The organism is Bellilinea sp. (assembly GCF_034432615.1).
Classification (GTDB): Bacteria; Chloroflexota; Anaerolineae; order Anaerolineales; family Anaerolineaceae; genus Bellilinea.
This window is the reverse complement of record NZ_DAOUBL010000138.1, coordinates 1-6,511: the sequence shown is the minus strand read 5'-3', so window position 1 is coordinate 6,511 and position 6,511 is coordinate 1. Positions and strand designations below refer to the sequence as shown.

Sequence of the window (6,511 nt, the reverse complement as noted above, 5' to 3'; positions counted from 1 at the left end):
CCTGCCCGGCTTGCGGGATACCCAGTGCGGCTTCAAGTGCTTTTCGGCAGAAGCAGCCCGCACCATCTTTCCGCTGGTGACCATTCACGGCTGGACGTTTGATGTGGAAGCGCTCTACATTGCCCGCCGGCGCGGTTATCGAATTGTCGAACTGCCCATTCCGTGGTATTTCAACCCCGAAAGTAAGGTGCATCTGCTCCGGGATTTGCGGCAGGTAGTGCGCGATTTGCTGCTCATCCGTCGCAATGCTCAACAGGGGGTTTATGATGCCCGCCCCTCTTCCCTCTAATAAGCGCTGCGCGCCGCCCGACTTAAGCCTGGAACGCCAATTGTGGGAAAACGGCTGCCGGTTGATTGCCGGTCTGGATGAAGCCGGGCGCGGAGCGTGGGCCGGGCCGGTGTTTGCGGCGGTGGTCATTCTGCCCCCGTTTTGTGATGCAGAAACAGCGCTGCGCGGCGTGCGCGATTCGAAGCAGATGACCCCCCGCCAGCGTGAGCAGTGGGCCGAGCAGATTCGCGGGTTTGCCGCTTACTGGGGGGTTGGTGAGGCTTCTTGCAGTGAAATTGACCAGCAGGGCATTGTGCCCGCCACCCGGCTGGCCATGCAGCGCGCCTTGCAAGCCAGCGGTATCACGCCGTGCCATTTGTTGATTGACGCGCTGCGCTTACCCCGCCTGAACATTCCCCAAACCGCGCTGATTCGCGGCGATCAGCGGTCTTTGAGCATAGCCGCAGCCAGCGTGCTGGCCAAGACGGCCCGCGATGCGTGGATGCGTGCGCAGGAAGACAACTTCCCCGGTTATGGGTTTGCCGCCCATAAGGGTTACGGCACCGCCCGTCACCGCGCCGCTCTGGAAGCGCTGGGCGCCTGTCCGCTGCACCGGCGCAGTTTCAGGCCGGTTATCAAATCATTTACCCACTAGAGAGTTACGCATTTCTGATTTGTCTATGCAGCAAAGGAGTTGGTTGAACTCCAATTGAAAAAATTCAGGTCAAAAATACTTGAAAATCGTCTTGTTATGGTATAAATTAGCATTGCGTCTGGGATGAGTCGCCAAGCGTCTCATCGTGGGGCGGTTTGCCCCAACCCCAGTCGCTTTTTTTAAGGCGGGGTGAAAATGCACTTAACGGTGAGCTCGGGATCAGATCAAAACCTGGCATGCAATGGCAATCACCTCCACCTGCACCTCCCCCAAAATCGCAGGGGCGATTTTGGGGGAGGCAGGAGGGGGACGAAAATTCAAAAGTTGATGTAAAAATGATTTATTCCGAATTGACGTTATTTACTGCTTTCTCCACACCTGATACAAACCCAGCCGGCCGCCTTCGCCGTCCGATTCAAATTCTTCAATAATGGCAAAACCGGTATGCCCGGCCAGTGCGCTCAACTCCTGGCGCGAAAAAAGATGGACATAGCGCAATCCGACCTGCTCGGGCTGCCCGGGCAGGTAATGACGCCAGTCCAGCAGCGTATCGCCCTCTTCCAGATCGTTTTCGTCAATTCCGACCCGTGACCAGGGCTGAATGCGCGCCTGCCAGCGCGGCGAGTACTGAAACTGCCATTCGGAGTGGATGAACAAACCACCGGCAGGCAGCAGGCTGTTCACCTGCCGCAAAATTTGCTGGCGCAGGCCGGTAGAAGGAATGTGGTGCAGGACGGCAAAGGCCAGAACCACATCCACCGGATAGGCAGCCGCCACCTCCACCCAATCGGGGTCGGCAAGGTTGGCGCGCGCAAAGCGGATATCCACCCCGCCGGACGGGGCAGCGCGCAAGGCAGCGCGTGCCTCCGCCAGCAGCGCTGGGGAGGCATCCAGGCCGAGGTAGGAGCCGGTCTGCCAGCGGCGGTCAAGTTCCAGCGCAAGCGCGCCGGAACCGCAGCCTAAATCCAGCAGCCTTCCGCCAACCGGCAGGTTTTGCAATACACGGCGCACTCCCGGTTGAATGCGCCGGCGGGTGGCGGCGAAGGCGGCCGCAAAATTCTGGTAAAATTGGTCATTAATCTCAAGAAGTTTCTGGATCGTTTCAGAACGCATGGGTTTTACACAAAAATGCAGGCTGGTTTGCGCTCAATCATACCGCAAAGTATGTCATTAATGACCTCAAGGCGTTATAATTTTGTGGTGAATTTATGGAAGAGAAGTTAATTGAAACAAAAGTGACCTATACCCTTGAATTGGAAGGCACGCTTATTTTGATTACTGGTGTACCTGCGCGTGTCAATCCAGAAACAGGAGAACAATTTTTTGCTCCGGAAACTGTGGAACGACTGCAGGAAATTGTTTGGAAAAAAAGGAAACCAAGCCGTTATGTGCAGGTACCGGTCTATGAATATGCATAACCTGAGATAAGACTCATTTATCGGTATAAGGTTTAACCCGATGGACAAACAACTCTGGCTGGCAAACCGCCAGTTGACGCCTGAAAAAATGGAATACGCCCGCGCCGTGCTGGAGGAGATTCGCAGCGGGGTGGATGTCTTTCAGGCGGTGCGCCGCCGCCCACTGCCGGGGGGCGGCTACCTCTCGAAATCCTTGCTGGTTGCGGCTTACCGCACGCTGACCGAAAGCGGCGAATGGCCGGAAGATGATGATCTGCTTGCCCGCCTGCGCATGAAGCCGGTGCGCACCCTTTCCGGGGTGACCACCGTAACCGTGCTGACCAAGCCCTATCCCTGCCCGGGCAAGTGCATCTTCTGTCCGACCGATGTGCGCATGCCCAAAAGTTACCTGCCGGATGAACCCGGCGCGGCGCGTGCCTTTCAGAACGACTTTGACCCCTATCGGCAGGTACAAACCCGCCTTGACTCCTATCGTGCCAACGGCCACCCAACCGATAAAATAGAACTGCTGATTCTGGGTGGGACGTGGAGCGCCTACCGCCGTGACTATCAGGAGTGGTTTGTGCAGCGCTGCTTCGATGCCATGAACGGCTTCGACTCGGCCTCGCTGGCTGATGCCCAGCGCGCCAACGAAACGGCTGCCTGCCGTAATGTGGGACTGGTGATTGAAACCCGCCCGGATGAAATCACCCCCCGTGAAATTGCCTGGCTGCGCTACCTGGGGGTGACCAAAGTGCAGATGGGGGCGCAGTCGCTTGATGACCGTATTCTCGAACTCAACCAGCGCGGACACACCGCCGCCCAAACCCTGCAAGCCACCGCTCTGCTGCGCGCCGCCGGCTTCAAAGTGGTGCTGCACTGGATGCCCAATCTGCTGGGGGCAACCCCCGAAAGCGACCGGCAGGACTTTCAACGCCTGTGGCAGGGTTACTGCCCGGATGAGATCAAAATTTATCCCTGCCAGTTGCTGGAAAATGCCGATCTGTACGAATACTGGCAGCGCGGTGAATACCGGCCGTACACCACCGAAGAATTGATTGACCTGATTGCCGACCTCAAACCTGGCATACCGCCTTACTGCCGGGTCAACCGCGTGATCCGCGATATTCCCTCCACCCACGTGGTGGAAGGCAACCGCCGCACCAGTTTGCGGCAGGATGTGCTGGCGGAATTACAACGGCGCGGGCAGACCTGCGGGTGTATCCGCTGCCATGAGGTGCGCGGCGAAAAAGTTGACCCGCAAACCCTGTCTTTTCAGGATTACACCTATACCGCCGCCGAGGCGGAAGAGCATTTCCTGCACTACCGTACCTCCAACGGCAAAATTGCCGGTTACCTGCGCCTTTCGTTGCCTCTGCCCGCGGCGCCGGATATCGGCCTAAACGATTTGCACGGCGCAGCCCTGATCCGCGAGGTACATGTCTACGGCCAATCCCTGCCGGTGGGTATGGAGCAGCAGGGGGCAGCCCAGCACAGCGGAGTTGGCACGCGGCTGATTCAGGCCGCCGAGGAAATTGCCCGCCAGCGGGGATTCGCGAGGATGGCGGTGATTGCCGCCATCGGCACGCGGCGGTATTACCAGCAACGCGGCTTTGCAATGGGCGAATTCTACATGGTGAAGGAACTGAAATAAAAAAATTCTCCCGCATGAGGGAGTCATGCGGGAGAGGCGATCAGGAAGAGTACGGACGGCGCCCTTCCACCGGGCGCAAGTCCCGGCTTAGAGGCGCAGAAAAGTATCCCGCAACCGAACAGGGCGATTCTCTCGGCGGGGTGGATACGACAGGCAGGGGCAATTCGAGGGCAAACTCATCCTCAATTTTTGCGTTCTTCGGATTGCAGACCGATCAGGCTGAGCGCCACGAACATCGTCCCTACCGCTGCAACAACCAGATAAACCACTGTAGCCATTTTGACCTCCTCCTCCTGAAGGACCACCAGATAAAAGGAGCCGGATGAAATTCCACACATCAGGAGGCTCTTGAATTAATATAACCCTCGTTTCACCCAAAGGGTTCACGCCTTCGACGGGTTTTGTACCTGTCCGGGGGGTTCGTTCCGACCTAACCAGATGTCGAGTCAGGTCTCATACTCACGGCCCCCTGCTTGTGCAGACATTTCATATTCTCATTGTAGCAAATTTCTGCTCAAAATCAAATAAAAATTTTGTAAAGTCCGCATTAAAAAGCGCAGGGTTATTTCTTTATAGGTATACGACAAACCCCCTCAAAAAGTTCCCGCCTACCGGTTTCATCCAGATTTCTGTAAGATATGAGAAAGCTGATCAACCCCGCTTCGGGAGATTGCCTCGCTCGCTGACGCCTGCTCAAAAGGGCAGGCTATTTTGTGTTCGTCTTAGCTGCTTACAGATGCGACGCCGTTCAATGCAAAGGCGCAAAGACGCAGAGAAAAAAAGAGTATCCTTTGCGTCTTTGCGATCCATCTTTTTTCGCCTTGTCAAGCAATGTTCCTCCGCCCCAAACCGTCTCATTCCGAACGAAGCGAGGAGTCCCCCCTGAAGGGAATCACCCCCTCCCTGCTGTAATGGACCCCAAAAACTGGACAGTACCCTAAGGGGGAGGGTACACTATGAGGAAGGAGTCCAGGATGATCAACCGACGCAAGTACGATCCAGAGTTCAAAGTACGGGTGGTGCTGGAAATGATCAGCGGTCAGAAAGGGCTGATGCAGGCCAGCCGCGAATACGGGATCAAAGACACGGTGCTGTCACGCTGGAAGCAGGAATTTCTGGAGCGAGCAGCCCAGGTATTCGAGCAACCGAAAGGCAGAAATCGGGATGAAGAACGGATTGATGAGTTGGAGCGGATGGTTGGGCGCTTGATCATGCAATTGGAAGCGGCAAAAAAAGTCTTGAGGTACTCGGACTTCACATCCAGGAAAAGCGAGTAGCGGTGCAAGCCATGCGTGAAACCCTGCAAATGCCGGTTGAGCTGGCTTGTGAGCTGCTCAGCCTGCCGCGCAGCACCTATTACTACCCGGCTCATCCAGCCGACGAAAGCAAGTTGGAAGCGGACCTGCAACAAGTGGTTGGGGAGTATCCGCGGTATGGCAGCCGACGCGTGACCCACCAGTTACGCCGAGCGCCGTATAATTACCGCATCAACCGCAAACGGGTGCAGCGCCTGATGCGCCAGCGGAACTGGCTGCGGCCGATCAAGCGGAGAGGATACCGCACGACAGATAGTCGTCATGCCTATCCGCGATATGAGAATCTGGTCAAGGAACTGGAAATCACGCATCCTGAGCAGGTCTGGGTTTCGGATGTGACCTACATTCGCCTGGGAAGCGGATTTGTGTTTCTGGCGATTGTACTGGATGTTTTTACCCGAGCGGTGCGTGGTTGGGGTCTGTCCATGGCTTGTGACACGCAACTTACCCTGGCTGCCTTGCGGATGGGCTTGAGTGACCGGGTACCCTTCATCCATCATAGTGATCAAGGCGGGACTTACGCTGCCCATGTCTATCTGGACGAGTTGAAAAAATATCGTATTCGGATCAGCATGGCCGCTGTCGGAAAGGCCGAAGAAAACGGTTATGCCGAGCGGTTCATGCGGACGGTCAAAGAAGAGGAGGTGGATCTGTCAGATTACCGCGACTTTGTGGATGCTAAACACCAGATTGGGCAGTTTATCCAGGATGTCTACAACCAAAAGCGCATCCATTCTTCTTTGGGATATCTCACCCCGGCTGAGTTTGAAGCCAATTGGGCACTCAACTCCATGGAGGATACCCCTTAGCTTTGCTATTTTTGTGTCCAGTTTTATGGGTCCACTACATGCCTCCCCCAATATCGCTTTCGCGATATTGGGGGAGGTGGGTGGGGGCCGTGCGGGAAATTGCCGCGTTCGCTAGCGCTTGCGCGCAGGCACATCTCCCGCACCGACCTTTACAACAGTTTTCCCAGCGCCTCCACCAGTCGTTCGATCTGCTCTGCTGTATGCGTGGCAAAAATGGCAATCCGCAAGGCGCCGCCGGGCGGGGTGGAGCTGTACGAAGTGACATGCGCCACGCAAATGTCGCGCTCGAATAATCCGGCGCGCAGGCGCGCCAAATCCACCCCCGGACGCGCCCGCAGGCACAGGATGGGTGCCGGCGTATTGGGCAGTTCCCAGCCCAGCCGGCGCTGGCGCGCACGGGCCTGCGCCGGCT

Annotated in this window: 5 protein-coding genes and 2 pseudogenes; 5 read left to right on the top strand and 2 right to left on the bottom strand. The window is 56.7% G+C overall.

Annotated elements, in window-relative coordinates:
* Together VAE48_RS06240 and VAE48_RS06235 are read left to right on the top strand one after the other, a co-directional pair.
* Nucleotides 1-289, top strand: a pseudogene (locus VAE48_RS06240) (glycosyltransferase family 2 protein); the annotation flags it as partial.
* Nucleotides 267-923: a ribonuclease HII gene (locus tag VAE48_RS06235; RefSeq protein WP_416181027.1), complete on the top strand. Its 657-nt coding sequence runs from the start codon at nucleotides 267-269 to the stop codon at nucleotides 921-923. The pseudogene VAE48_RS06240 and the gene VAE48_RS06235, both read left to right, overlap by 23 nt.
* Before the next feature lie 360 nt (nucleotides 924-1,283).
* Here the strand turns inward: VAE48_RS06235 and VAE48_RS06230 are convergent, their stop codons facing one another.
* A complete protein-coding gene (locus tag VAE48_RS06230; RefSeq protein ID WP_322792454.1) occupies nucleotides 1,284-2,036 on the bottom strand; it encodes a class I SAM-dependent methyltransferase in 753 nt (250 codons plus the stop codon).
* A 95-nt stretch (nucleotides 2,037-2,131) separates the two neighbouring features.
* Here VAE48_RS06230 and VAE48_RS06225 point away from each other — a divergent pair, with 95 nt between their 5' ends.
* From VAE48_RS06225 to VAE48_RS06215, 3 genes are all read left to right on the top strand, one after another.
* Nucleotides 2,132-2,341 (top strand): hypothetical protein, encoded by a 210-nt coding sequence (locus VAE48_RS06225; protein ID WP_322792453.1) that lies wholly within the window; start codon nucleotides 2,132-2,134, stop codon nucleotides 2,339-2,341.
* 40 nt (nucleotides 2,342-2,381) lie between these two features.
* Complete coding sequence (locus VAE48_RS06220; protein ID WP_322792452.1) at nucleotides 2,382-3,974, top strand: tRNA uridine(34) 5-carboxymethylaminomethyl modification radical SAM/GNAT enzyme Elp3; 1,593 nt, start codon at nucleotides 2,382-2,384, stop codon at nucleotides 3,972-3,974.
* A gap of 974 nt (nucleotides 3,975-4,948) precedes the next feature.
* Nucleotides 4,949-6,099, top strand: a protein-coding gene (locus VAE48_RS06215) for an IS3 family transposase (RefSeq protein WP_416181026.1) whose coding sequence is annotated in 2 segments (ribosomal slippage) — nucleotides 4,949-5,198 and nucleotides 5,198-6,099 — 1,152 coding nt in all. Because the reading frame shifts where the segments join, the coding sequence is not laid out codon by codon here.
* 149 nt (nucleotides 6,100-6,248) lie between these two features.
* On the opposite strand, the pseudogene VAE48_RS06210 reads toward VAE48_RS06215, so the two are convergent.
* A pseudogene (locus VAE48_RS06210) lies at nucleotides 6,249-6,511 on the bottom strand (pyridoxal phosphate-dependent aminotransferase family protein); the annotation flags it as partial.